Consider the following 20640-nt stretch of genomic DNA (forward strand, 5'->3'; position numbering starts at 1 on the left):
GCGCCATGGTGGACGCCAGCGCCGTCAGCCAGTGTGCCGCAGGCCGGGCCTCACAACCCTTCTCGATCCGCTGGTATTCGCCTCCAGCGCGCCGTGGCCAGTGGCCCGGGCGCGCTGGCTTGTCTGTAAGACTAATCGCGTTCCCGGCGGTTGTAGCAGAAAACCAGGCAGGTAAATCCTCTGTTTTCGCGCAAAATGTTACCCCTGACACGCGCAGCGGCAGATATTCGTCTAAGGTTTTTGGATGGCCAAACGTCGTGGCCCGCAGTCGATAATGATAAGGAGAACTCCCCATGACGAGTACTGATGCACATCGTCCCGCTGCTTTGCCCTGTTCCCTGCGCCTGGCGATCGGCGGCGCCCTGCTCGCCCTGATGAGCCTGAATGTCCAGGCGGAAGACGGCAAAACCGCGCCGCCACCCTCGCCGGATATTCTGCTGGGCCCGTTGTTCAATGATGTCCAGAGCGCGAAGCTCTTTGCCGATCAAAAAACCTTCGCCGACGCGATCCCTAACAGCGATCCGCTGATGATCCTTGCCGATTACCGGATGCAAAAAAACCAGGCCAGCTTCGACCTGCGCCACTTCGTCGAGCTGAACTTCACGCTGCCGAAAGAGAACGACACCTATGTGCCGCCCAAAGGGCAAACCCTGCGTCAGCATATCGACGGCCTGTGGCCGGTCCTGACCCGCAGCACCGTCGAGGTGGAAAAGTGGGACTCGCTGCTGCCGCTGCCTAAGCCCTACGTGGTCCCCGGAGGACGCTTTCGCGAAGTCTATTACTGGGACAGCTATTTCACCATGCTGGGTCTTGCCGAAAGCGGTCACTGGGATAAAGTCGAAGATATGGTCGCCAACTTCGCCGCGGAAATTGACACCTGGGGCCATATCCCCAACGGTAACCGCACCTATTACCTCAGCCGTTCGCAGCCCCCCTTCTTCTCCTTTATGGTAAGCCTGCTGGCGACGCACGATGGCGACCAGGTGCTGAAAACCTACCAGCCGCAGCTGGAGAAAGAGTATCGCTACTGGATGGCCGGGGCGGACGCGCTGGCTCCCGGCAGCGCCGACAAACGGGCGGTGCGGATGGCCGATGGCGCGCTGCTCAACCGCTACTGGGACGATAACGACACCCCGCGCCCCGAGTCCTGGCTTGACGACGTCAAAACCGCCAAAAGCAACCCGAATCGTCCGGCCACCGAGATCTATCGCGACCTGCGCTCCGCCGCCGCTTCCGGCTGGGATTTCAGCTCCCGCTGGATGGACAATCCGCAGCAGCTTGCCACCATTCGCACCACCTCGATTGTCCCGGTCGATCTCAATGCCCTGATGTTCCATCTGGAGAAAACCCTCGCCCGCGCCAGTAAAGCTGCGGGGGACAGCGCCGGCGCTACGCGGTACGATGCGCTGGCCAACACCCGCCAGCAGGCTATCGAGAAATACCTGTGGAATGAAAAAGAGGGGTGGTACGCCGATTACGATCTGAAAAGCCACAAGGTGCGCAATCAGCTGACCGCCGCGGCGCTGTTCCCGCTGTACGTCAATGCCGCGTCACGCGAGCGGGCGACGAAAGTGGCGGCCGCCGCCGAGTCGCGGCTGCTCAAACCCGGCGGGCTGACCACCACCACCGTCAACAGCGGCCAGCAGTGGGACGCTCCCAACGGCTGGGCGCCGCTGCAGTGGGTGGCCGTCGAGGGGCTGCAAAACTATGGCCAGCAGAAGATCGCCATGGAGGTCAGCTGGCGTTTCCTGACCAACGTGCAGCATACCTATGACAGCAAACAAAAACTGGTGGAGAAGTATGATGTGAGTTCGACCGGCACCGGCGGCGGCGGTGGGGAATATCCACTGCAGGACGGTTTTGGCTGGACCAACGGCGTCACCCTTAAGATGCTGGACCTGATCTGCCCGCAGGAGAAACCCTGCGATGCGCTGCCCGCCACCCGTCCGGCGACAACGCCTTCACTACAGGACAAACCCGCCGCTAACGACCCCGCCCCTGCGGCACCGCAAAAGACCGGCTCCTGACGCTGTTCCGCTTCCCCCTACCAAAATCGGTAGGGGTGAAGCGGTCTCCCTGGTCACGACCCTCCCGCGCAGGCCCATTCTGCGGCTCGCGGGAAACACCTCTCCACCCCCTCGCGCTGAACAGGTCACCTTTTCGCTTGATTGCACAAATACAAACAATAATAATTCGCATTACTTTTTAACGAATAATGACAGATTCGTTTTTCCCGCGGCGGCGTACAGGAGTACCAGACCGCGCTGGTTCAGGATGATCTTATGAACGTGGCTATTTTTCGAAAACGCCCGGGGCTGCTGTACGCCCTCGCGGTCGCACTTCCCTTCACCGCGCAGGCCGAAGAAACGGTGGTGGTGACGGCCAGCCCGCCGGCGTCTGCCAGCGCGCCGACTGAAGGCTATAGCGCCAGCACCTCGCTCGGGGCGACGAAAACCGACCAGCCGTTAATCACCACCGCCCAGTCGGTGTCGGTTGTCACCCGCCAGCAGATGGCGGATCAGGGGGCGAATACCATCAGCCAGGCGCTGGAATATACCCCAGGGGTCTACTCCAGCTTCGGCGGCGGCGCCACCCGGTTTGACGCCATCTCCCTGCGCGGCTACCACGGCGGCGACGTCGATAACCTGTTCCTCGACGGCATGCGCCTGATGAGCGACGGCGGCAGCCATAACGTTGTGCAGATCGACCCATGGTTTATCGAACGCGTCGATGTGATCCGCGGCCCCTCCTCCGCGCTCTACGGGCAAAGCGTGCCGGGTGGCGTGGTCAACCTGACCTCCAAGCGCCCGCAGTTCAGTCAACAGGGCCACGTCCGCCTGACTGGCGGAACGCAAAATACCAAAGGCGCGGCCTTCGATTACACCGACGCCATCAATGAGCAGTGGGCATGGCGGCTGATCGGTATGACCCGCAGCAGCGACACGCAGTATGACCATACCCGCGAAGAGCGCTACGCCATTTCGCCTTCCCTGCTGTGGCAGCCGGACAGCGACACCTCGCTGCTGCTGCGCGCCTATCTGCAAAAAGATCCTTCCGGCGGCTATCATGGCTCTTTGCCGCTGGACGGCACCCGCTTCGCGCACAATGGCCGTAAGCTCTCCACCAGCACCAACGAGGGCGATCCGGGAGATGGCTATCAGCGCCGTCAGCAGATCTACAGCTATGAGTTTGACCACCAGTTCACCGACGTCTGGTCGGTCTATTCCGCCGGGAGCTACACCCACACCAACGTCTCCCTCGATCAGGTCTACCAGGTCGGCTGGATAGATGACAGCGATAGGCTGGCCCGCAGCTACAGCGGCTCGCGCGGTTCGCTGGACGGCTGGTCAACCGATAACCGCCTGCGCGCCGATTTCAACACTGGCGATCTGGCGCATACCCTGATCCTCGGCGCCGAATATCATCGCTTCCGCAACGATCTGTGGACCGGCGCCGGCGGCGCGGCGCCGCTTAACCCGTTTACCGGCTATACCGCCCAGACCGGGCATACCGTGACCTACAGCGATGACAATAATCGCCGCTATTACCAGACCGGGCTGTATCTACAGGATGAGATGGTCTGGGACCGCTGGCATATGGATGTTTCCGCCCGCTATGACCGCATCGTTTCCCAGCAGGTCAGCGACACCCAGGGCACCTCGAACCGCCGTTCAGACGATCATATCAGCGGCCGCGCCTCGCTGTTGTATGCTCTGGACAACGGGCTTTCACCCTATCTGAGCTACAGTCAGGCGATTACCCCGGCGATGCTGCCCGGCGCGGATGGCAAACCATTGAAACCGACCACCGCCGAACAGTTTGAAGCCGGCCTGAAGTTCCAGCCGCCGGGCAGCAGCGACCTCTACAGCATCGCGATTTACGACCTGACGCAAAAGGATGTCGCCACCCGCGACCCGAACATCGCCACCGCCACCTATATTCCTGCGGGGAAAGTGCATTCCCAGGGCGTCGAACTGGAAGCGCACCATCAGATCACGCCGCAGCTGAGCACTATCGCCTCGTATACCTGGAATCGTCTGCGCTTCCAGGACACTAAGGACGGTACCGACAACAACACGCCGCAGCTGACCCCGGATCAGATGGCCTCCTTCTGGGCGCGCTATCAGTTCCCGGCGGGGATCTCGGTGGGCGCCGGCGTCCGCTACATCGGCAAACAGTGGGCGGATGATGCCAACACCGCGCGGCTGCCGTCGGTGACGTTGATAGATGCCATGATGCGGGCCGACCTCGGCGTCTGGTCGCCGGGGCTGAAAGGCGCTTATGTGCAGGTTAACGCCAACAATATCGGCAATCGTGAATACGTTTCCGGCTGCTACGGCACCGGCAACTGCTACTGGGGAGCAGAGCGCAGCGTGATGGCTACCGTCGGCTACGATTTCTGAGGACGTGGCCTCCGGGAGACTCCCGGAGGCCAAACGAGGGATTACATGGCATCCAGCGCTTTCTGCAGCTTCCAGATATAGCGCGGCGCCTGCGGAGCCGGGTGTTTTTTCACCACATGCTCGAAGAACTCATCGGCGTCGAGATCGTTAATCTCGTCGATGGCGTCCTGCCGGTTTGACGAGAAGGTGCGCAACAGCGCGCCCGCGCCGTTGGCGTAGGAGACCACCACCGCATAGCGCATCACCTGCGGGTCTTTGATCCCCGCCAGCGGGCCGTTTTCCAGAATGCTCAGATAGGCGGCCCCCATCGAGATATTCCGTTCCGGGTTTTTCAGCTCACTGACCGACGGCTCGCCGCGCCAGCCCATCCGCCGATAGACATCGCGTCCGGAGGTCGACGGCTTAAGCTGCATCAGCCCGACGGCGCCGGATTTACTCACTACCGCAGGGTTACCGCCCGACTCGATGGCGATGATCGCCGTGATCAGCTGCGGATCCACGCCCCAGGCGGCGCCGGCTTTTTCACTGATCGGCATCCACTGCATCGCCCGCTTCACCGGGACCTCGGGGTTCCACGGCGGATTGGTGTAATCATGTTTCGAACTACAACCGGCCAGAAAAACGACTAAAATAAGCAACCATCTCAATTTCACACATCTATCCTTATCTACCCAAACGCCATCATGCTGCAGAACGACGGCAGCGGTACGACCCCCGCCCGCCGACAGCCAGAAGGATGACGGGTGCGGATTGAAGTTAGCCACCTGGAGATGACAATCGCCATTCCAGGCGGCATCATAACCCTTTCATTCATAGCAAGGAATTATCATGTCTCAGTTTTATCTGGTCGCGCCATCCGGTTATTGCATCAACCAGCAAGCGGCGGCCCGCGGCGTCGAGCGTCTGCAGCAGGCCGGACACGAGGTGGCCCACCAGCAGGTCATTCCCCGCCGGCTGCAGCGTTTCGCCGGGACTGAACATGAACGGCTGGCCGATATTAACCAGCTTGCCCAGCTGCCCGGGCGCAACCGGATCGTCCTCGCGGTGCGCGGCGGCTACGGCGCCAGTCGTCTGCTGCCGCATATCGACTGGCAGGGGCTGATTGCCCGCCAGCAGCGCGACCCGCTGCTGATTTGCGGCCACAGCGATTTCACCGCCATCCAGTCGGGCCTGCTGGCCCTGGGCAATGTCGTCACCTTCAGCGGGCCGATGCTCGCGGGCAACTTCGGCGCGGAGACCCTCGATCCGTTTACCGAACACCATTTCTGGCAGGCGCTGCGCCAGCCGGAATTCACCCTCGAATGGCCGGGCGAAGGGCCGAACTGCCGGGTGGAAGGCACCCTGTGGGGCGGGAATCTGGCGATGCTGACCTCGCTTATCGGCACCCCGTGGCTGCCGGCGATCCGCGACGGCATCCTGGTGGTGGAGGATATCAATGAGCACCCGTTCCGCGTCGAACGCATGTTGCTTCAGCTGTTGCACAGCGGCGTACTGGCGGCGCAGAAGGCGGTGATCTTCGGCAGCTTCACCGGCGGCACGCCGAACGACTATGACGCGGGATACGACCTGCCGCAGGTCTTTGATTACCTGCGCCAGCAGCTCTCTGTACCGATGATTAGCGGACTGGAGTTTGGTCACGAGCAGCGCACGGTGACCCTGCCGCTGGGGGCGCGCGCGCGGCTGGTGAATCAGGCGGCGGCCACCACCCTAACAATCAGCGGCCACCCGGTGCTGGCAGAATAAATTTGTCAGACGCATAGGCGGATCCCCTGCGAATTGTTAAAATAGTGTCACTTTTAGCCATTTTTTCACGCCAGTCAGGGAGTACGTGAACATTGGACGCCGCTGCGGTCATTAGTCTGTTTATTCTGGGTTCTGTTTTAGTAACCTGCAGTATCTTATTGAGCTCCTTTTCTTCTCGCCTTGGCATCCCGATTCTGGTCATCTTTCTGGCTATCGGGATGCTGGCAGGCATTGACGGCATCGGCGGCATCCCCTTCGACAACTACCCCTTCGCCTACATGGTGAGTAACCTGGCGCTGGCGGTGATCCTGCTGGACGGCGGGATGCGCACCCAGGCCAGCTCCTTTCGCGTGGCGCTATGGCCGGCGCTGTCGCTGGCGACGGTCGGGGTGCTGATCACTTCGGCGCTCACCGGGATGATGGCGGCCTGGCTGTTCAAACTGGATATGATCGAAGGCCTGCTGATCGGCGCCATTGTCGGCTCCACCGACGCCGCGGCGGTCTTCTCGCTGCTCGGCGGCAAGGGGCTCAACGAGCGCGTCGGCTCGACGCTGGAAATTGAGTCAGGCAGTAACGACCCGATGGCGGTTTTCCTGACCATCACCCTGATCGAAATGATCCAGCAGCACCAGACCGGCCTCAGCTGGATGTTCGCCGTGCATATCATTCAACAGTTTGGCCTCGGGATCGTCATCGGCCTCGGCGGCGGCTACCTGCTGCTGCAGATGATCAACCGCATCGTGCTGCCCGCCGGGCTCTATCCGCTGCTGGCGCTGAGCGGCGGGATCATGATTTTCGCCGTCACCACCACCCTCGACGGCAGCGGTATCCTCGCCGTCTATCTCTGCGGCTTTTTGTTGGGCAATCGGCCGATCCGCAACCGGCACGGTATCCTGCAGAACTTCGACGGTCTGGCGTGGCTGGCGCAAATCGCCATGTTCCTGGTGCTGGGCCTGCTGGTGACGCCCACCGACCTGCTGCCGATCGCTATCCCGGCGCTGCTGCTGTCGATGTGGATGATTTTCATTGCCCGTCCGCTGTCGGTGTTTGCCGGTCTGCTGCCGTTCCGCGGGTTTAATCTCCGTGAACGGGTGTTTATCAGCTGGGTTGGCCTGCGCGGCGCGGTGCCGATTATTCTCGCGGTGTTCCCGATGATGGCCGGCCTGGACAACGCCCGCCTGTTCTTTAATGTCGCCTTCTTCGTGGTGCTGGTGTCGCTACTGCTGCAGGGCACCTCGCTATCGTGGGCGGCGAAAAAAGCCAAAGTGGTGGTGCCCCCCGTCAGCTGGCCCATCTCCCGCGTCGGGCTGGATATTCACCCGGAAAACCCGTGGGAGCAGTTCGTCTACCAGCTGGGGGCCGATAAATGGTGCATCGGCGCGGCGCTGCGCGACCTGCATATGCCGCCGGAGACGCGGATTGCCGCGCTGTTTCGCAACAATGCCCTGCTGCACCCCACCGGCAGCACCCGCCTGCGGGAAGGCGATATCCTGTGCGTCATTGGCCGGGAACACGACCTGCCTGCGCTGGGCAAAATGTTCAGCCAGTCGCCGCCGGTGGCGCTCGATCAGCGCTTTTTCGGCGACTTTATCCTTGATGCCGAGGCCCGCTTCGCCGATGTGGCGCAAATCTACGGCATCGACGGCGGAGAGGAGTTCCGCGAACATCAGCAGTCGCTGGGGGAAGTGGTTCAGCAGCTGCTGGGCGCCGCGCCGGTGGTGGGCGACCAGGTGGAGTTCGCCGGGATGGTGTGGACAGTAGCGGAAAAAGAGAACGATCACGTACTGAAGGTAGGGGTCCGGGTCGCGGAAGACGAGGCGGAGTGATCCGCCCCGGAATACGTTACAGGGTCACAACCGGCACCCGCGGCGCCAGGGCGCACATCAGCTCATAGCCGACGGTGCCGCAGCTGGCCGCCACGTCGTCGATTTTAATCTCTTTGCCCCACAGTTCGACCGGCGCGCCAATCCCGGCCTGCGGACAGGGGGTTAAATCGACCGCCAGCATATCCATCGACACGCGCCCGACGGTGGTGGTCCGCACGCCGTCCACCAGCACCGGCGTGCCGCTCGGCGCCACCCGCGGATAGCCGTCGGCATAGCCGCAGGCGACGATGCCGATCCGCTGCTCCTGAGTGGTGCGATACAGGCCGCCATAGCCGATCGCCTCGCCGGGGCGCAGGTTCTGCACGGCGATGATTTCGCTGCGCAGGGCCATCACCGGCTTCAGGCCGGTATTCGCGATGTCCTGCCACTGTCCGGAGGGCGACGCGCCATACAGCACGATGCCCGGTCGAACCCAGTCAAAATGCGCTTCCGGATGCCAGAGGGTCGCCGCCGAGTTGGCCAGCGAGCGCGGGCAATCCAGCCCCTCCGCCGCTTGTTCAATCCGGCGCATCGGCTCGACAATCCCCTGCGGGTTCTCCGCCTCCGCGAAGTGCGACATCAGCGTCATCTCGCCGACATTGCTTATCGCCCGCAGCTGCTGCCAGACGGTATGCACCCGCTCCGGCATAAAGCCCAGCCGGTTCATGCCGCTGTTCACCTTGAGATAAATATCCAGCGGCGCGCGCAGCTTCGCCTGCTGCAGCGCCTTAATCTGCCAGTTGCTGTGAACGCTGGTGGTTAAGCGATATTGATCCAGCACCGCCAGCTCATCGGCATGGAAGAAGCCCTCCAGCAGCAGAATCGGACCTTTCCAGCCCTGCTCGCGCAACAGGATCGCCTCTTCAAGGTTGAGCAAGGCGAAACCATCCGCCGCGCTCAACGCACTCCATACTCGCGCCACGCCATGGCCATAAGCATTAGCTTTGACCACCGCCCACAGGCGCGACCCGGGGGCCGCGCGACGCACTATCTGTAAATTCTGCCGCAAGGCCAGCAGGTCGATGCTGGCCACTACCGGACGGGTCATGCAAGCTCCTTAGTTGTGTGCGCCATGCAGATGCTGCGGACGCGCCGGGGTGAACCCGGGGCTGTAGCGGGCGACCGCCAGATCGTCGTAAGGGATCGCCGGCGTGCGGCCGGAGATCAAATCGCTGATCAGCTGCCCTGAGCCGCAGGCCATGGTCCAGCCGAGGGTACCGTGGCCGGTGTTGAGCCACAGGTTTTTAAACGCCGTGCGCCCGACCACCGGCGTGCCGTCCGGCGTCATCGGCCGCAGGCCGGTCCAGAAGGTGGCCTGCTCAACGTGGCCGCCGCGCGGGAACAGGTCGCGCACCACCATTTCCAGAGTTTCCCGACGCGGCTGCAGCAGCGCTTTGTTAAAACCGACGATCTCGGCCATACCGCCGACGCGAATGCGCTGATCGAAACGGGTGATGGCGATTTTATACGTCTCATCAAGGATAGTGGAAACCGGCGCGCCGTCTTCCTGGGCAATCGGGATGGTTAACGAATAGCCTTTCAGCGGGTAGACCGGAATATCCACCAGCCCCTTGAGCATCGCCGTCGAGTAGGAGCCGAAGGCCATCACATAGGCGTCGCCTTTGATAATCTCATCGCCGCATTTCACCCCGGCAATGCGTTCGCCCTCCTGCAGCAGGGCGTCCACCGGGGTGTTGAAGCGGAAAGTGACCCCGGCCTGTTCCGCCATCGCCGCCAGACGGGTGGTAAACAGCTGGCAGTCGCCGGTTTCATCGTTTGGCAGACGCAGGCCGCCGGTCAGTTTGTGGCTGACCTCCGCCAGCGCGGGCTCCACTTCCGCCAGCCGCTTCGCCTCCAGCAGCTGATAGGGCACGCCGGCGTCCTCCAGCACCGCGATGTCGCGGGTGGCGTTTTCATACTGTTTGGCGGTACGGAACAGCTGCAGCGTCCCGCCCTGACGCCCTTCATACTGAATGCCGGTGGTGTCGCGCAGCGCCTTCAGGCAGTCACGGCTGTACTCCGCCAGGCGCACCATCCGGCCTTTGTTCTCCATATAGTGGCGGGTGTCGCAGTTGCGCAGCATCTGCCACATCCACTTCAGCTGGAACGACGTGCCGTCAAGGCCGATCGCCAGCGGCGCATGGCGCTGGAACATCCATTTTATCGCCTTCAGCGGCACCCCCGGCGCCGCCCAGGGCGCCGCATAGCCGGGAGAAATCTGCCCGGCGTTGGCCGCGCTGGTCTCCTCTGCCGGACCGGGCTGACGGTCGATAACCGTCACCTCATGACCCGCCTGACTCAAATACCACGCGCTGGCTACCCCAACCACCCCACTTCCCAGTATGACGACACGCATAGCGACTCCGTAACAGTTAAAGAACAATCATCTAATTACAAATTGATAACTCAGATGAAAATATTATTCAACATACGCTTTATTTATGGTGACTTAACTCACAGCAAACCGCACCAGTCCTGCGCTGCGAGATTTACGATCTCATGCTGCGCTTTATTTTTACCCAGCATTATATTCTGTAAATAAGCGCAAAAAACGGCTTTGAGATGGGGAAATCGCGAAGAAAAGCGATTGGCTGACAACACAGTTTGCTGTGCGGTGTTCTATGCTTGTTTAGAGGTTTTCCGTTCAGAGAAAACCAACAACAACGAGGGCGCGCTAATGGCTACGATTGACTCCATGAACAGGGACACCACCCGTTTAAGCGATGGACCCGACTGGACGTTTGAGTTACTGGAGACCTACCTGGCCGAAGTGGACCGGGTCGCTAAGCTCTATCGTCTTGACACCTACCCGCACCAGATCGAAGTCATTACTTCCGAGCAGATGATGGACGCCTACTCCAGCGTTGGCATGCCCATCAACTATCCGCACTGGTCGTTCGGCAAAAAATTCATTGAGACCGAGCAGGCCTATAAGCACGGCCAGCAGGGCCTGGCGTATGAGATTGTCATCAACTCCAACCCCTGTATCGCCTACCTGATGGAAGAAAACACCATCACCATGCAGGCGCTGGTGATGGCGCACGCCTGCTACGGGCATAACTCGTTCTTTAAAAACAATTACCTGTTTCGCAGCTGGACCGACGCCAGCTCAATCATCGATTACCTGATCTTCGCCCGCAAATACATTACCGAGTGCGAAGAACGCTATGGCGTCGACGAAGTGGAGAAACTGCTCGACTCCTGCCATGCGCTGATGAACTACGGCGTCGACCGCTATAAACGTCCGCAAAAAATCTCTCTGCAGGAGGAGAAGGCGCGGCAGAAAAGCCGGGAAGAGTATCTGCAGAGCCAGGTGAATATGCTGTGGCGCACCCTGCCGAAGCGCGAAGAGGAGAAGGCGATTGAGTCCGCCCGCCGCTACCCTTCCGAACCGCAGGAGAACCTGCTGTACTTTATGGAGAAGAACGCCCCGCTGCTGGAATCGTGGCAGCGCGAGATCCTGCGCATCGTGCGCAAAGTCAGCCAGTATTTCTACCCGCAGAAACAGACCCAGGTGATGAACGAGGGGTGGGCCACCTTCTGGCACTACACCATCCTCAATCATCTCTATGATGAAGGGAAAGTGACCGAGCGCTTTATGCTGGAGTTTCTCCACAGCCACACGAACGTGGTGTTCCAGCCGCCATACAACAGTCCGTGGTACAGTGGGATTAACCCCTACGCGCTGGGCTTCGCCATGTTCCAGGACATCAAGCGCATCTGCCAGTCGCCCACCGAAGAGGACAAGTACTGGTTCCCGGATATCGCCGGTTCCGACTGGCTGGAAACGCTGCATTTCGCCATGCGCGACTTCAAGGATGAGAGCTTTATCAGCCAGTTCCTGTCGCCGAAGATCATGCGCGATTTCCGCTTCTTCACCGTGCTCGACGACGACCACAACAATTATCTCGAGATCTCGGCGATCCACAACGAAGAGGGCTATCGCGAGATCCGCAACAAGCTCTCAGCGCAATATAACCTCAGCAATCTTGAGCCGAATATCCAGGTGTGGAACGTTGACCTGCGCGGCGACCGCTCGCTGACGTTGCGCTATGTGCCGCACAACCGTGTCCCGCTGGACAAAGGGCGGCGCGAAGTGCTGAAACATGTGCATCGTCTGTGGGGGTTCGATGTGCTGCTGGAGCAGCAGAACGCCGACGGCAGCATTGAGCTACTGGACCGCTGCCCGGCGCGGCCGAACGCGCTATAGCTTTGCGGGACGAATAAAATGACGAAGGGGGCCATCGGCCCCCTTATTGTGTTTATCGATGGCGAATAGCCAGCTTAACGCACATTCATAGCTAAATCGCCGGGCAGCGATTTCTGCATCCGGTGCCAGATCTCGCCGCTGTCATGGCCGTAGCGACGCACCAGCTCATACACCTGATCGTGCAGGCCGCCTTCGCACACCTTCGCCAGCTGATGATAAAAGCCCAGCGCCAGGCTGCGCGCTTCCGGGCTGGAGAAATAGTGGCGGCCAATGCGGGTATACAGCCCCTTCATGCCGTTGAGGATCAGACCATAGATCGGATTGCCGGAGGCGAACGCCAGACCGCGGAAAATGTTGTAATCGAGGTCGGCGAAGGCGTCGGCGTGATCTTCCACTTCCCGGGCGCTGTCCAGCACCGCCAGCGCTTTATCCGGATGCTGACGGAACGCGGTGCGAATAAAAATCGTGGAAATATTGGTGCGCACGGAGAGCAGGTTATCAATCAGCTGCGGGACGCTGTCGTGATCGAGACGCGCCAGCGTTTCAAGGATATTCAGCCCGGAGGTCTCCCAGAAGTTGTTCACTTTGGTAGGCTTGCCGTGCTGAATGGTCAACCAGCCGTCACGCGCCAGACGCTGCAACACTTCGCGCAGAGTGGTGCGGGTGACACCGATCAGCTCAGAAAGCTCGCGTTCAGCGGGGAGAATCGATCCAGGTGGGAAGCGGTTATTCCAGATGCTCTCAATGATATACTCTTCCGCGAAACCCGCAGGGCTCTGCGCCTTAATGACCATAATAATATTTCCATTACACATTGTTGCAATTGCACTCATCATACCAGAGCCGCTATAGCGCAGATAGCATCGCAAGTGAATTAAAAAGGGATCGCCGTTTCATTTTCCGTTTTTACTTTACGCTTTTCCTTCTCGCCCGTAGCCGCCGCCGCGCTGCGAAGAAAGTTGCTTCTCATTTTGCTCAACTGATACTCTTGCCAATCGTTACGCACAAAATCATGTACTAACTGACGGGGAAGGATTCTGTCGTGGAAATTTCTTATGGCCGCGCGCTGTGGCGCAATTTTCTTGGCCAGTCGCCTGACTGGTACAAGCTGGCATTAATTATTTTCTTAATCATCAATCCGCTGGTGTTCGCCTTAGCGCCGTTTGTCGCCGGCTGGCTGCTGGTGGTTGAGTTTATCTTTACCCTCGCCATGGCGCTGAAGTGCTATCCACTGCTGCCGGGGGGGCTGCTGGCATTTGAAGCGGTGCTGATCGGCATGACCAGCCCGGGTCATGTGCGGGAAGAGATCGCCAGCAACCTGGAAGTGCTGCTCCTGCTGATGTTCATGGTGGCGGGCATCTACTTTATGAAGCAGCTGCTTCTGTTCGTCTTTACGCGCCTGCTGCTCGGCATCCGCAGCAAAATGCTGCTGTCGCTGGCCTTCTGCCTGGCCGCCGCCTTTCTCTCCGCCTTTCTCGATGCGCTCACCGTGGTGGCGGTGGTAATTAGCGTCGCCGTCGGGTTTTACGGCATCTATCACCGCGTCGCCTCGGCGCGCCCCGACGATAGCGATATGCAGGACGACAGCCATATCGATCAGCACTACCGCGAGGTGCTGGAGCAGTTCCGCGGTTTTCTGCGCAGCCTGATGATGCACGCCGGCGTCGGTACCGCGCTCGGCGGCGTCATGACCATGGTCGGCGAGCCGCAAAACTTGATTATCGCCAAAGCGGCGGGCTGGCATTTTGGCGAATTCTTCATTCGCATGTCGCCCATCACGCTGCCGGTGCTGGTCTGCGGGCTGCTGACCTGTCTGCTGGTGGAAAAGTATCGCCTGTTTGGCTACGGCGAACCGCTGCCGCCGACGGTCCGAAAGGTGCTGCAGGACTTTGACGATCGCAGCCGCGCGCAGCGCAGTCGTCAGGAACGGCTGCGGCTGATTGCCCAGGCGCTGATTGGCGTCTGGCTGATCGCAGCCCTCGCTTTGCACCTTGCCGAAGTCGGCCTCATTGGCCTGTCGGTGATCATTCTCGCTACCACCTTTACCGGCGTGACCGATGAACATGCGATTGGCAAGGCGTTCACCGAGGCGTTGCCCTTCACCGCGCTGCTGACGGTATTCTTTGCCGTTGTGGCGGTGATCATCGACCAGCAGCTGTTCACGCCGGTCATCGAGTTTGTTCTGCAGGCCTCGCCGCACGCGCAGCTGTCGCTGTTTTATCTGTTTAACGGCCTGCTGTCGTCCATCTCGGATAACGTTTTTGTCGGTACGGTCTACATCAACGAAGCGAAAACCGCCCTCGAACATGGCGCCATCAGCCTGAAGCAGTTTGAGATGCTGGCGGTGGCGATCAACACCGGCACCAACCTGCCGTCAGTGGCCACCCCGAACGGCCAGGCGGCATTCCTCTTCCTGCTGACTTCCGCGCTGGCGCCGCTTATCCGGCTCTCCTATGGCCGCATGGTGTGGATGGCTCTGCCCTACACCCTCGTGCTGACGCTGGTCGGCCTGCTGTGCGTCGAGTTCACCCTGATGCCGGTCACCGAATGGTTGCTGGCTCACGGCTGGCTGGTTACCCCCACCCTGCCCTGATCCACCTGTCGCCCGGGTTCGCCCGGGCGATTCAATAACCAGTTACGTAATATTTTCCGCCGGGCCGCTGGCGTCGGTTCGGTTTTCGTTTACACTGCCATGATTTAGCATCTTCCAGGGAAATGATTATGTTGCAATATTTAAACCAGTGCTCGCGGGGACGCGGCGCCTGGCTCCTGATGGCATTGACCGCGTTCATTCTCGAACTCGTCGCGCTGTGGTTCCAGCACGTGATGCTGCTGCAGCCGTGTGTGATGTGCATTTATGAACGCTGCGCCCTGTTTGGCATCATGGGCGCGGGCCTGGTGGGCGCCATTGCCCCCAAAACGCCGCTGCGCTATGTCGCCATGCTGATTTGGCTGTACAGCGCGGTACGTGGGCTGCAGCTGGCGTGGGAACATACGATGATCCAGTTGCACCCATCGCCGTTCCAGACCTGTGATTTCGCCGCCCGCTTCCCGAGCTGGCTGCCGCTGGATAAATGGTTGCCGCAGGTGTTTGTCGCGTCCGGCGACTGTTCGGTACGCCAGTGGCAGTTCCTGTCGCTGGAGATGCCGCAATGGCTGGTGGGCATTTTCGCGGCCTATCTGGTGGTGGCTATCCTGGTGATCGTTGCTCAGCCTTTTAAAGCGAAAAAGCGCGATCTGTTTGGCCGCTAAGCCGCTGTGAGTCCCGCACACCATGAAACGCCCTCCGGGGCGTTTTTTTGTGCCTGCTGTTCATCGCTGAATCGTTTCCAGTCTATGGTTGACCACGGCCACCAAAAGATGCATATTAGATACATCTTATATAGCCCCACAGGAGCTCACATGTCATCTTTACTGATCCCCGCAGACTGGAAAGTTAAACGCTCCACCCCGTTCTTTACCAAAGAGAACGTCCCCGCCGCCCTGCTGAGCCACCACAACACCGCAGCCGGCGTCTTCGGTCAGCTGTGCGTCATGGAAGGTACGGTGACCTATTACGGTTTTGCCAATGAACAGGCGACGGAGCCGGAGAAAAAAGTCGTGATTCATGCCGGGCAGTTTGCCACCAGTCCGCCGCAGTACTGGCACCGCGTCGAACTCAGCGACGATGCCCGCTTCAATATTCACTTCTGGGTGGCGGATGAAACCGACGGTGAAAACGGGCTGTTCCACGCGAAAAAAGCGTGACGGCGCTTACCGGGCCCTGTCAGGCAGATTGAGGATGTGGTCCTGCCAGTCGACAACGGTGGACTCGGGCACCGCAATATGACGGACGGAGATGCGTTCGCCGTGCATCGCCGCTTTTGAGCCGGTCAGCAGCGGGTGCCAGGCCGGCAGAGGCTTGCCTTCCGCCAGCAGGCGATAGGCGCAGGTCGGCGGCAGCCATTCGAAAGTCGGCAGATTTTCGCGCGTGAGCTTGATGCAGTCCGGCTCATATTCGAAACGACGCTCGTAGTTACGGCACTGGCAGGTTTTGATATTGAGCTGACGGCAGGCGACGTTGGTGAAGTAGATCTCATCGGTATCTTCATCCATCAGCTTATGCAGGCAGCACTGGCCGCAACCGTCACACAGCGATTCCCACTCCGCGTCGGTCATGTCATCCAGGGTTTTTTGTTGCCAGAAAGGTTGTTCGCTCATCGAAGTGTCCGTCGTTGCCAGTTAAGGGTGCACCTTATAACCAGTCTGGCACGACGATGCAAGTTTTGCCGCCCCAAAAGGCGGCAAACCGCGCTTACAGTACCCGGGTGGTGAGCGACAGGCCGTTGAAGCCGACCACCAGCTCGTCGCCGCTGTGCAGCGGCCCTACCCCTTCCGGGGTGCCGGTGAGGATCACGTCCCCGGCTTTGAGAGTAAAGAAGCGCGACATATAGGCGATCAGCGGCACGATCTTATGGATCATGTCGGCGGTGGTGCCCTGCTGGCGCACCTCGCCGTTAATCTTCAGGCTTAACGGCGTATTCTGCGGGTCGCCGTGGAACTCGGCGGCCGGAATAAAGCCGGAGATCGGACAGGCGTTATCGAAGCCTTTGGCCTTTTCCCACGGCTGTCCGGCCTTTTTCATCTTCGCCTGCAGGTCGCGCAGGGTGAGATCCAATGCGACGCCATAGCCGGCAATCCCTTTCTGCACATGCTCTTCCGTCGCCTGACGCAGCGTACCGCCGATCAGCACCGCCAGCTCGACTTCGTGATGCACCGAGCCCAGCCCCTCAGGAAGCACCAACGGCTGACGGAGATCGCATAGCGCGCTCTCAGGTTTAATAAACAGCACCGGCTCTTCCGGCGTCGCACTGCCCATTTCCTTGATGTGCTTTGCATAATTACTGCCGACGCAAACCACTTTGCTCACTGGATAATCCAGGAGCGCTCCCTGCCAGTTATGATGTTGGTACATTATTTTCCCTCGTGGGTTAATCGGATTGTTTCCCCTGTTCCGCCAGGTGTTTCTTTAGTAGATTTTCAGACGGCGGAGGAAGTTGCAGGTAATAGCCCTGTTCGCTTAACGCCTGTTTCACTTTTTCCAGGTCGGCGTTAACCAGTTTTTTGCGCCCATCCAGCGGCAGCAGCATCGCCATTTGCGGCGTGCCGAAGCCGCGCATCAGCTCGTCAGGAACGCGTGAGAAATCGTCCTTTTTTTCGACGTATAAATAGGTTTGTTCACGTTTAGTACTTCGATAGATCACACAAAACATAGTTTTACTCGGAATTAGACCCGTGGTCACTTGCCTCAATATATGAGTGACTATAACATGCCTTTTAGTCTTCGGAATATCACCGCACTTCGGCGGTCGATAAACAGCAAATTGAGTAAGGCCAGGATGTCAAATACGCCAATCGAACTTAAAGGCAGTAGCTTCACGTTATCTGTCGTTCATTTGCACGATGCAAATCCCGAGGTTATTCGTCAGGCGTTAGAAGACAAAATCGCCCAGGCTCCCGCCTTTTTACGCCATGCTCCGGTGGTGGTGAATATCGCCAGCGTCGAGGAGAGCGTCGAATGGCGCGCCGTCAACGAGGCTATCGCCGCGACCGGTTTACGTATTATGGGCGTCAGCGGATGCAAAATCCCGCGCCTGAAAACCGAAATCGACCGCGCCGGTATCCCGTTATTAACCGAAGGGAAAGAAAAAGCCCCTCGTCCGGCACCGTCCGAACCCGCCCCGCCGCCGCCAGTTGCTAACCAGATCACAAAAACGCGTTTGATTGACCAGCCGGTACGTTCCGGTCAGCGCATTTATGCGCCACACTGTGATCTTATTGTTACAAATCATGTGAGTGCCGGCGCGGAACTTATCGCTGACGGCAATATCCATGTATATGGCATGATGCGAGGACGCGCATTGGCAGGCGCCGGTGGCGACAGAGACGCCCAGATATTTTGTACCCACCTTGCGGCGGAGCTGGTCTCCATCGCCGGGGAATATTGGCTGAGCGATAACATCCCGGCCGAATTTTATGGCAAAGCGGCACGCCTGCGTTTAGGCGAAAGCGCTTTGACAATTCAACCGTTAAATTAATCCCTTTTTAACAAGGAATTTCTATGGCACGCATTATTGTTGTGACTTCGGGTAAAGGGGGCGTTGGCAAGACCACCTCCAGCGCGGCCATCGCTACAGGTTTGGCCCAGAAGGGAAAGAAAACCGTCGTTATCGACTTCGACATCGGCCTGCGTAACCTCGACCTGATTATGGGCTGCGAACGTCGCGTCGTTTATGATTTCGTCAACGTCATCCAGGGCGATGCCACATTGAACCAGGCGCTGATCAAAGATAAGCGCACGGAAAACCTCTACATTCTCCCGGCTTCCCAGACCCGGGATAAAGACGCCCTGACCCGCGAAGGCGTCGACAAAGTTCTCGAAGAACTGAAGAAGATGGAGTTCGATTTCATCGTCTGTGATTCCCCGGCAGGCATTGAAACCGGTGCGCTGATGGCGCTCTATTTCGCTGATGAAGCCATTATCACCACCAACCCGGAAGTCTCCTCCGTTCGCGACTCCGACCGTATCCTTGGCATTCTCGCCTCCAAATCCCGCCGCGCGGAAAATGGCGAAGAGCCGATCAAAGAACACCTGCTGCTGACCCGCTACAATCCAGGCCGCGTCAATAAAGGCGATATGCTGAGCATGGAAGACGTACTGGAGATTCTGCGCATCAACCTGGTGGGCGTGATCCCGGAAGACCAGTCAGTCCTGCGCGCATCCAACCAGGGTGAGCCCGTGATCCTCGATGCCGCGTCGGACGCAGGCAAAGCCTATGCCGATACCGTTGAACGTCTGCTCGGAGAAGAACGCCCTTTCCGCTTCATTGAAGAAGAGAAGAAAGGATTCCTCAAACGCCTGTTCGGAGGATAAATTATGGCTTTACTCGACTTTTTTCTCTCGCGAAAAAAGAACACGGCTAATATTGCGAAAGAACGCCTGCAAATCATCGTCGCCGAGCGCCGCCGCGGGGACGCGGAGCCGCATTACCTGCCGCAGTTGCGCAAAGATATCCTGGAAGTGATCTGTAAATACGTGCAGATCGACCCGGAGATGGTCAGCGTGCAGCTGGAGCAACGGGACGGTGATATTTCCATTCTTGAGCTGAACGTGACCCTACCCGAAACGGAAGAGTCGAAACCCTGACCTGCTGTTCCATCCCGAAAAAAAACCGGCTACGCCACGCGCCGCCGGTTTTTTTATACCCTGAACCAGACCGCCCGCTAGCGCGGATAGTCGTTTAACAGCCTCTTCAGCCGTTCGCCCATCAGCTCACCACGCCAACCGGAAATCAGCTCAGGCTCAGCGGCCTGCGTTTTCAGCTGCCAGTGCCAGTTCAGCAGCTGGTTGATCTGTCGACGCGACGCCAGCAGCTCCGCGCTTACGCCCTTCTCCGCGCTCACTTCCTGCACCAGCGCTTTAATCTCTTTAAAGGCTTTGCGGTAGCCCGGCATGTCGATCAGATTCTGCAGCGGCGCCGGCAGCGACGACTCCGGCAGCGCCTGGGCTTTCTCGACCAGGCCGATCAGCGTTTTGCCATGGAAGCGAATTTCGCTACCGGACAACCCGAGGCTGTCGAGCTCGCCGAGGCTGGTGGGCATATAGCGCGCCACGCTCCACAGATGCTCTTCCCGCACCACAAAGTTCACCGCCAGGTCGCGTTCACGCGCTTTGCGCAGACGCCACTCCGCCAGCAGCTGCAGGCAGCCCAGCTGGCGGGTACGCAGCTGCCAGGCGTTGCCGATATCGCGCCAGGCCTCGGCCGGGTCGACCACCTCCTGACGGCGCTGCTGCATCAGGCGGCATTCGTCCAGTGCCGCCGATAGCCAGCCCGCGCGATCGGTCTCCGCCATTAATTGGCTGGCGATCGGCAGCAGGTACCAGACGTCGGCCGCAGCGTATTCACACTGACGCTCGGTCAGCGGTCGCGCCAGCCAGTCGGTGCGGGATTCGCTTTTGTCCAGCGCGACCCCGGAATACTCTTCCACCATCGAGGCGAAGCCCCAGGACATCGGCCGACCGCAGAAGGCCGCCAGGATCTGGGTGTCGATCAGCGGCTGCGGCATCAGGTTGAACGCGTTGAGGAAGACTTCTAAATCTTCGCTGCCGGCATGCAGATATTTGGTCACATCCGGATTGAGCAGCAGGTCGCGCATCGGCGCCCAGTCGTTAATCGTCAAGGGATCGATCAGAGAGACCTGGTGGCCGTCGAACAGCTGCAGCAGGCCCAGCTGCGGGTAATAGGTGCGGGTACGGACAAATTCCGTATCCAGAGCGACGGCGGAGGCCGCGCTTGCCGCTTCGCAGACAGCGCGCAGGCCATCGTCGGTGGTGATCATCTGATAGTTCAATGCATACTCTCTTAACTTGCGCCCATAA

The 20640-nt window shown here is 59.6% G+C and carries 20 protein-coding genes; 11 read left to right on the plus strand and 9 right to left on the minus strand.

Annotated elements, in window-relative coordinates; all coding sequences use genetic code 11:
• Nucleotides 1-293: 293 nt before the first annotated feature.
• Both ABLU95_RS01010 and ABLU95_RS01015 read left to right on the plus strand, forming a co-directional pair.
• Nucleotides 294-2027: an alpha,alpha-trehalase gene (locus ABLU95_RS01010; RefSeq protein ID WP_023290200.1), complete on the plus strand. Its 1734-nt coding sequence runs from the start codon at nucleotides 294-296 to the stop codon at nucleotides 2025-2027.
• A gap of 255 nt (nucleotides 2028-2282) precedes the next feature.
• Entirely contained in the window at nucleotides 2283-4403 is a 2121-nt protein-coding gene (locus ABLU95_RS01015; protein ID WP_348874095.1) for a TonB-dependent siderophore receptor, read from the plus strand.
• Between the two features lie 41 nt (nucleotides 4404-4444).
• Here the strand turns inward: ABLU95_RS01015 and emtA are convergent, their stop codons facing one another.
• A complete protein-coding gene (gene emtA / locus ABLU95_RS01020; protein WP_048335997.1) occupies nucleotides 4445-5056 on the minus strand; it encodes a membrane-bound lytic murein transglycosylase EmtA in 612 nt (203 codons plus the stop codon).
• A gap of 175 nt (nucleotides 5057-5231) precedes the next feature.
• Here emtA and ldcA point away from each other — a divergent pair, with 175 nt between their 5' ends.
• Together ldcA and ABLU95_RS01030 are read left to right on the plus strand one after the other, a co-directional pair.
• On the plus strand, nucleotides 5232-6146 hold the full coding sequence (gene ldcA / locus ABLU95_RS01025) for a muramoyltetrapeptide carboxypeptidase (protein ID WP_044523947.1): 915 nt from the start codon (nucleotides 5232-5234) through the stop codon (nucleotides 6144-6146).
• 92 nt (nucleotides 6147-6238) lie between these two features.
• Nucleotides 6239-7972, plus strand: coding sequence for a potassium/proton antiporter (locus tag ABLU95_RS01030; protein WP_348878625.1), 1734 nt, complete (start codon nucleotides 6239-6241; stop codon nucleotides 7970-7972).
• Between the two features lie 16 nt (nucleotides 7973-7988).
• Here ABLU95_RS01030 and dadX read toward each other — a convergent pair whose 3' ends face one another.
• The 3 genes from dadX to ABLU95_RS01045 all read right to left on the minus strand — a co-directional run bounded on the left by dadX (nucleotide 7989) and on the right by ABLU95_RS01045 (nucleotide 10612).
• Complete coding sequence (gene dadX, locus ABLU95_RS01035) at nucleotides 7989-9059, minus strand: catabolic alanine racemase DadX (protein WP_023290204.1); 1071 nt, start codon at nucleotides 9057-9059, stop codon at nucleotides 7989-7991.
• A 9-nt stretch (nucleotides 9060-9068) separates the two neighbouring features.
• A complete protein-coding gene (locus tag ABLU95_RS01040) occupies nucleotides 9069-10367 on the minus strand; it encodes a D-amino acid dehydrogenase (RefSeq protein ID WP_101978085.1) in 1299 nt (432 codons plus the stop codon).
• A gap of 98 nt (nucleotides 10368-10465) precedes the next feature.
• Nucleotides 10466-10612 (minus strand): hypothetical protein, encoded by a 147-nt coding sequence (locus ABLU95_RS01045; protein ID WP_060591653.1) that lies wholly within the window; start codon nucleotides 10610-10612, stop codon nucleotides 10466-10468.
• 76 nt (nucleotides 10613-10688) lie between these two features.
• Here ABLU95_RS01045 and ABLU95_RS01050 point away from each other — a divergent pair, with 76 nt between their 5' ends.
• Nucleotides 10689-12221, plus strand: a complete 1533-nt coding sequence (locus tag ABLU95_RS01050; RefSeq protein WP_004203310.1) for a SpoVR family protein — start codon at nucleotides 10689-10691, stop codon at nucleotides 12219-12221.
• A 74-nt stretch (nucleotides 12222-12295) separates the two neighbouring features.
• Here ABLU95_RS01050 and fadR read toward each other — a convergent pair whose 3' ends face one another.
• The gene (fadR, locus tag ABLU95_RS01055) at nucleotides 12296-13015 is read right to left on the minus strand and encodes a fatty acid metabolism transcriptional regulator FadR (protein ID WP_004203311.1); all 720 of its coding nucleotides are present in this window, start codon (nucleotides 13013-13015) and stop codon (nucleotides 12296-12298) included.
• 248 nt (nucleotides 13016-13263) lie between these two features.
• On the opposite strand from fadR, the gene nhaB reads away from it, so the two are divergent.
• The 3 genes from nhaB (at nucleotide 13264) to ABLU95_RS01070 (ending at nucleotide 15968) form a co-directional block, all read left to right on the plus strand.
• Nucleotides 13264-14814: a sodium/proton antiporter NhaB gene (gene nhaB / locus ABLU95_RS01060; protein WP_101978084.1), complete on the plus strand. Its 1551-nt coding sequence runs from the start codon at nucleotides 13264-13266 to the stop codon at nucleotides 14812-14814.
• Nucleotides 14815-14942: 128 nt separating this feature from the next.
• Entirely contained in the window at nucleotides 14943-15473 is a 531-nt protein-coding gene (gene dsbB, locus ABLU95_RS01065) for a disulfide bond formation protein DsbB (protein WP_004203315.1), read from the plus strand.
• A gap of 150 nt (nucleotides 15474-15623) precedes the next feature.
• Complete coding sequence (locus tag ABLU95_RS01070) at nucleotides 15624-15968, plus strand: DUF1971 domain-containing protein (protein ID WP_032453353.1); 345 nt, start codon at nucleotides 15624-15626, stop codon at nucleotides 15966-15968.
• A gap of 6 nt (nucleotides 15969-15974) precedes the next feature.
• On the opposite strand, the gene ABLU95_RS01075 is transcribed toward ABLU95_RS01070, so the two are convergent.
• The 3 genes from ABLU95_RS01075 to ABLU95_RS01085 all read right to left on the minus strand — a co-directional run bounded on the left by ABLU95_RS01075 (nucleotide 15975) and on the right by ABLU95_RS01085 (nucleotide 17473).
• Nucleotides 15975-16421 carry a YcgN family cysteine cluster protein gene (locus ABLU95_RS01075; RefSeq protein ID WP_017900197.1) on the minus strand — a complete coding sequence of 149 codons (447 nt, stop codon included), beginning with the start codon at nucleotides 16419-16421 and terminating at the stop codon, nucleotides 15975-15977.
• A 94-nt stretch (nucleotides 16422-16515) separates the two neighbouring features.
• Nucleotides 16516-17175, minus strand: a complete 660-nt coding sequence (locus ABLU95_RS01080) for a fumarylacetoacetate hydrolase family protein (RefSeq protein ID WP_023290208.1) — start codon at nucleotides 17173-17175, stop codon at nucleotides 16516-16518.
• 16 nt (nucleotides 17176-17191) lie between these two features.
• Nucleotides 17192-17473 (minus strand): YcgL domain-containing protein, encoded by a 282-nt coding sequence (locus ABLU95_RS01085; RefSeq protein ID WP_004203320.1) that lies wholly within the window; start codon nucleotides 17471-17473, stop codon nucleotides 17192-17194.
• 126 nt (nucleotides 17474-17599) lie between these two features.
• Here ABLU95_RS01085 and minC point away from each other — a divergent pair, with 126 nt between their 5' ends.
• Genes minC through minE form a run of 3 tightly spaced genes read left to right on the plus strand, consistent with a single transcriptional unit; the run spans nucleotide 17600 to nucleotide 19407 of the window.
• The gene (gene minC, locus ABLU95_RS01090; RefSeq protein WP_023290209.1) at nucleotides 17600-18298 is read left to right on the plus strand and encodes a septum site-determining protein MinC; all 699 of its coding nucleotides are present in this window, start codon (nucleotides 17600-17602) and stop codon (nucleotides 18296-18298) included.
• Between the two features lie 23 nt (nucleotides 18299-18321).
• On the plus strand, nucleotides 18322-19134 hold the full coding sequence (gene minD, locus ABLU95_RS01095) for a septum site-determining protein MinD (RefSeq protein WP_002910900.1): 813 nt from the start codon (nucleotides 18322-18324) through the stop codon (nucleotides 19132-19134).
• Nucleotides 19135-19137: 3 nt separating this feature from the next.
• Entirely contained in the window at nucleotides 19138-19407 is a 270-nt protein-coding gene (gene minE / locus ABLU95_RS01100) for a cell division topological specificity factor MinE (RefSeq protein ID WP_004103270.1), read from the plus strand.
• Nucleotides 19408-19484: 77 nt separating this feature from the next.
• On the opposite strand, the gene rnd is transcribed toward minE, so the two are convergent.
• A complete protein-coding gene (rnd, locus tag ABLU95_RS01105; RefSeq protein WP_023290210.1) occupies nucleotides 19485-20600 on the minus strand; it encodes a ribonuclease D in 1116 nt (371 codons plus the stop codon).
• Nucleotides 20601-20640 lie beyond the last annotated feature (40 nt).

The sequence above is a fragment of the Klebsiella sp. GG_Kp146 genome, assembly GCF_040061975.1.
In the GTDB taxonomy this organism is placed as follows: Bacteria; Pseudomonadota; Gammaproteobacteria; order Enterobacterales; family Enterobacteriaceae; genus Klebsiella; species Klebsiella quasipneumoniae.

Bases quoted from the DNA above. Each gene is read 5' to 3' on its own strand.
- ABLU95_RS01010 (WP_023290200.1), top strand. From the start codon at position 294: ATGACGAGTACTGATGCACATCGTCCCGCTGCTTTGCCCTGTTCCCTG.
- ABLU95_RS01015 (WP_348874095.1), top strand. From the start codon at position 2,283: ATGAACGTGGCTATTTTTCGAAAACGCCCGGGGCTGCTGTACGCCCTC.
- ldcA (WP_044523947.1), top strand. From the start codon at position 5,232: ATGTCTCAGTTTTATCTGGTCGCGCCATCCGGTTATTGCATCAACCAG.
- dadX (WP_023290204.1), bottom strand. From the start codon at position 9,059: ATGACCCGTCCGGTAGTGGCCAGCATCGACCTGCTGGCCTTGCGGCAG.
- ABLU95_RS01040 (WP_101978085.1), bottom strand. From the start codon at position 10,367: ATGCGTGTCGTCATACTGGGAAGTGGGGTGGTTGGGGTAGCCAGCGCG.
- ABLU95_RS01050 (WP_004203310.1), top strand. From the start codon at position 10,689: ATGGCTACGATTGACTCCATGAACAGGGACACCACCCGTTTAAGCGAT.
- fadR (WP_004203311.1), bottom strand. From the start codon at position 13,015: ATGGTCATTAAGGCGCAGAGCCCTGCGGGTTTCGCGGAAGAGTATATC.
- dsbB (WP_004203315.1), top strand. From the start codon at position 14,943: ATGTTGCAATATTTAAACCAGTGCTCGCGGGGACGCGGCGCCTGGCTC.
- ABLU95_RS01070 (WP_032453353.1), top strand. From the start codon at position 15,624: ATGTCATCTTTACTGATCCCCGCAGACTGGAAAGTTAAACGCTCCACC.
- ABLU95_RS01075 (WP_017900197.1), bottom strand. From the start codon at position 16,421: ATGAGCGAACAACCTTTCTGGCAACAAAAAACCCTGGATGACATGACC.
- ABLU95_RS01080 (WP_023290208.1), bottom strand. From the start codon at position 17,175: ATGTACCAACATCATAACTGGCAGGGAGCGCTCCTGGATTATCCAGTG.
- ABLU95_RS01085 (WP_004203320.1), bottom strand. From the start codon at position 17,473: ATGTTTTGTGTGATCTATCGAAGTACTAAACGTGAACAAACCTATTTA.
- minC (WP_023290209.1), top strand. From the start codon at position 17,600: ATGTCAAATACGCCAATCGAACTTAAAGGCAGTAGCTTCACGTTATCT.
- minD (WP_002910900.1), top strand. From the start codon at position 18,322: ATGGCACGCATTATTGTTGTGACTTCGGGTAAAGGGGGCGTTGGCAAG.
- minE (WP_004103270.1), top strand. From the start codon at position 19,138: ATGGCTTTACTCGACTTTTTTCTCTCGCGAAAAAAGAACACGGCTAAT.
- rnd (WP_023290210.1), bottom strand. From the start codon at position 20,600: ATGATCACCACCGACGATGGCCTGCGCGCTGTCTGCGAAGCGGCAAGC.